The sequence below is a fragment of the Hymenobacter sp. IS2118 genome, assembly GCF_000715495.1.
Classification (GTDB): domain Bacteria; phylum Bacteroidota; class Bacteroidia; order Cytophagales; family Hymenobacteraceae; genus Hymenobacter.
On sequence record NZ_JNLX01000155.1, the window covers coordinates 1 to 3,591 of the forward strand.

Here is a 3,591-nt window from a genome sequence, read left to right on the forward strand (position 1 = left end):
GTTTACTGCTTATTTACTTTTCAGCATGCGCCGTCACGAAATTTCTGATGCTACCTGGGCCCTGGTTGCCCCGCACCTCTCCGGCAAGGCCGCCGATGGCGGGGCGACGGCCGTCGATAACCGGCTGTTTTTCAACGCTGTGGTGTGGATAATGCGCACCGGCTGCCCGTGGGCCGACCTGCCCGAACGCTTCGGCAAGTCCGACACGGCCCGCAAACGCTTCCGCCGGCTGGCCGAAAAAGGCGTCTGGCGCCGCCTTTTCCAGGTCGTCCAAGCGCCGGAGCTGGACTGGGTGCTGCTCGACTCGACCATCGTGCGGGCGCACCAGCACGCGGCGGGCCAAAAAAAAGCGACGCTCAGACCGAGTGCCTCGGCCGCAGCCGGGGCGGGATGAGCACCAAAATTCACGCCTGCGTCGAGTCGCTGGGCAACGCGGTGCGCCTGCTCGCCACCCCCGGCCAGGCCGGCGACAGCCCGCAGGCGCTGCCCCTGCTCGACGGCCTCGACGTGGGCCAGGTAGTGGCCGACACGGCCTACGACAGCGACCAAACCCGCGCCTATTGCGCTCAACGCGGTATTCAAGCCGTCATCCCCAGCCACCCCAACCGCACCCAACCGCTGCCCCTGGACGAGAATGCCTACCGCGACCGCAACAAAATCGAACGCTTTTTCGGACGCATGAAGCAGTATCGCCGCTTGGCCACCCGCTACGAGAAGACCATCGTTTCCTTCCTCGCGTTCTGGCATATCGGAGCAGCACTTGATTGGCTTAGATGAATAACTCATTTCTTAATGTCCTCACGCCCTAGGATGGTAAATTTGCCGCATATATATTCCACCTAAGCCCAACGTGTTATGCGCTTCAATTCGGTTGGTTTCGCCCTTTCAGTCGGCATGGCTTTAATAGTCGTCCTGTTTGCCTTCACGCTGCTGAGCGCGGCGGGGCTGGTTGGTTTCTCGGCGCAGGAATTTGCAGCGGGGAATGAAGCGCCGACGACCATGTCGGACACGTTGGCTGTCGCGACCACGGCAATTGCCTTGCCGCCCGTATCGGCCGAAGAAGCGGCTCAGCTCGCGGCGGGCGACGCCTTGTTTAAAAACAACTGTGCGCAGTGCCACGCTGTGAACGAGGTGGTGGTGGGCCCGGCATTGGCCGGTATTGCCAAGCGTCGTTCCGTGTCCTGGCTGCGGCTCTGGATTAAGAATTCGGGCAAGGTGGTAGCGAGTGGCGATGCCTATGCCGTGGCGCTGTACGAGAAATACAACAAGCAGCAAATGCCTTCCTTCGACCTTTCGGATAAGGAGGTTGATTCCATCTTGGCGTACGCCGCCCGCGAGGAAATGGCAGCAGCAAGGTAGCCCGGCCGATACTGTGCCGTTTGGGCGCTGAGTCTATAAATCAGGCCGTACACGAGCAGCGGGAGCAAGTGCAGGATATGGCCCAAGGATTTTTCGGCGCTGAGTTTGACCAGATGGCTTCTTTGCGTACCCCCAACGCCTCATTGCCACGGGGAATGTGCTCGTCTATCTCAATCGAATGACCGACCCCGATGGGCGGGAGTTGGCCCATTTTGCGGCTCCCTGGTTCGGGCTGGCGACTGTCTGCGCCACTCGGTCTACCTTTAACGCTTACTCTCCTTCTTTCTCCGCGATGCTGTTGGCCCGCTGCACGGCTTGGTTGCTCTGCTTTAGTTTCCCGGCTCTGGGCCAGCACCTGCCGCCCGCTGCCGATACGGCTGGCTACGTGAAAGGCGGCTACCATAAGTTCACCGACACGTTCTACCTGGGAACCTTCACCACGACCGACAGCACCACGGTCCGGGCCTACTTGCCCGCCACACGCCTGGGCTACGAACGCGCCATCGACTACTTCGAAACCCCGCCCGGACTCGTCCCTCACCCCAAGCGCTACACCCTGAACATCATTCAGGTGCACACCATGCGCGTGCACGGCCGCTACTACGAGAACCTGTTTGTCGAAGAGGAAAGCATTGATGTGCTGGCTTTGCGCCTGCTGGGCGGCCCGGTGGAGCTCTTTACCTACGCCGAACCCCAGGCCGTGCCGATTCCTCTGCCCTTGCCCGGCGCGGGGGTATTGGTGGCTGGGGTGGCCTACACCAACACCCACTGGTACCTGCGGCGCAAGGGCCAGGTAATAAAAGTGCGGCGCGGCCAGTTCGCCGAGCAGCTGAGTGCCTACTTCGCCGATTGCCCCGCCCTGTCCCAAGCCGTGGCCCGTGGAAACGAGCACCACCGCTTTCAGGAGTTGCCCGCCCTGGTGGAGCAGTACAATCAGTACCTGGCAAGCCTTCAAAAATAACCGTGAGAGCGATTTCGGGATTACGGTACACGATATCCGAAATGGTCGAACCAATTTTTGGTATCAACTACCCCAACGTCCTCGATTTACTGGTGGCCCTGAAAAAACGCGTGTTGCGCGCGCCGCAGGAGGTTGCGATGGTAGGCTCCGGCGACGAATTTCTGGCTTCAATGATTGGCGGCGGTCTACAGTGCGGTGGTGCTACGAATTGCCCGCAGGGCTTCGTTGTACCACTAACGAGGCGTATGCTACGGGAGCAACCGCTCAGATTAGTGGTACGGCGGCCCAGAAGTCGTCGCACCAACTCGTTCTAGACCATCAAATTTTGGTTGTTACAGCGTCATAATGGTGTTAAAAACGCCATCAAGTACCTGAGCCATTCTTTCAATATCGAGTGTTTTCATGGTGTCGGTTGGCTCGTGGTAGTTTTTATTTCTGAAAAAGGACGTGTCGGTAATCATTAGGGCGCTGAAACCGAATTTCCAGTAATTCAAATGGTCGGAGAAGTCGATGCCTGGCAAATAGGGAGGAGCGGTAAACGTCTTTGTTCTTACTGATTTTACGGATTTGTATTTCCTGCAAAAACTACGTGAAAATTGACCCGCGCCAAATTTTTTAACAAGGGTTATATAGTTGCCCTTATTTCCGTAAAAAAGCGAAAGTAGGCCGACTGGGTAAGATTGCGACTTTTTCTCGTCCTTGAAATAGCCAATCATTTCAAGCGAAATCATCCCGTAAACTTCCGTCTTATTATCGGCCAGCGATTTCGCGTGGATGTAGCTGCCCATGTATTCGGTCCGAAAATAAGGTGGCTCTTCCAGGGTATAAGCCACCAGGTCCACGCGCTGCTTTAGTTTCTGCCCCTGCAAAAGCCGGCACAGCTCCAAAAGCCCGGTAATTCCGCTCGCGTTATCATCAGCGCCTTCCTGGTCGCCGCAAACGTCGTAATGCGCGCCAATAATTATCCGATTTTTATTTTCCGTGCCGAAAGAGCAAATGATATTCTTGTAAATCTGCCCATTCACAACATAATCCTGCGTGCGGGTGCTGTCAGAATACTGCCGAAAAACAGTAGTTATGTAGTCGGCCGTTTTATTGAGCTGCTCAATATTCTTGTAGGGGTGCAATTCAAATTGTCGCGGCGTATTGGTAACTTGTGTCATGCCTACCTCCCCCACCACCGCCATGAGCAAAGCCGAATATCTCGCCTTGGCCGAGCAAAAATACAACGATTTGCAGGCCCTCGGGACCGCGCCGACTTTCTACGATTA

General features: G+C 56.7%; 3 protein-coding genes and 1 pseudogene. 3 read left to right on the forward strand and 1 reads right to left on the reverse strand.

What is annotated here, in order from left to right:
- The 3 genes and pseudogenes from GM79_RS24990 to GM79_RS15950 all read left to right on the forward strand — a co-directional run.
- A pseudogene (locus tag GM79_RS24990) lies at window positions 1-777 on the forward strand (IS5 family transposase); the annotation flags it as partial.
- A 117-nt stretch (window positions 778-894) separates the two neighbouring features.
- A complete protein-coding gene (locus GM79_RS15945; protein ID WP_235184087.1) occupies window positions 895-1,359 on the forward strand; it encodes a c-type cytochrome in 465 nt (154 codons plus the stop codon).
- Window positions 1,360-1,651: 292 nt separating this feature from the next.
- On the forward strand, window positions 1,652-2,320 hold the full coding sequence (locus GM79_RS15950) for a hypothetical protein (RefSeq protein WP_035565800.1): 669 nt from the start codon (window positions 1,652-1,654) through the stop codon (window positions 2,318-2,320).
- A gap of 332 nt (window positions 2,321-2,652) precedes the next feature.
- On the opposite strand, the gene GM79_RS15955 is transcribed toward GM79_RS15950, so the two are convergent.
- Window positions 2,653-3,483: a M28 family peptidase gene (locus tag GM79_RS15955; RefSeq protein WP_081867813.1), complete on the reverse strand. Its 831-nt coding sequence runs from the start codon at window positions 3,481-3,483 to the stop codon at window positions 2,653-2,655.
- Between the last annotated feature and the right edge of the window lie 108 nt (window positions 3,484-3,591).

What these genes read in the sequence shown, in the direction of transcription:
- GM79_RS15945 (WP_235184087.1), top strand. Translation starts at nt 895, where the DNA reads ATGGCTTTAATAGTCGTCCTGTTTGCCTTCACGCTGCTGAGCGCGGCG.
- GM79_RS15950 (WP_035565800.1), top strand. Translation starts at nt 1,652, where the DNA reads ATGCTGTTGGCCCGCTGCACGGCTTGGTTGCTCTGCTTTAGTTTCCCG.
- GM79_RS15955 (WP_081867813.1), bottom strand. Translation starts at nt 3,483, where the DNA reads ATGACACAAGTTACCAATACGCCGCGACAATTTGAATTGCACCCCTAC.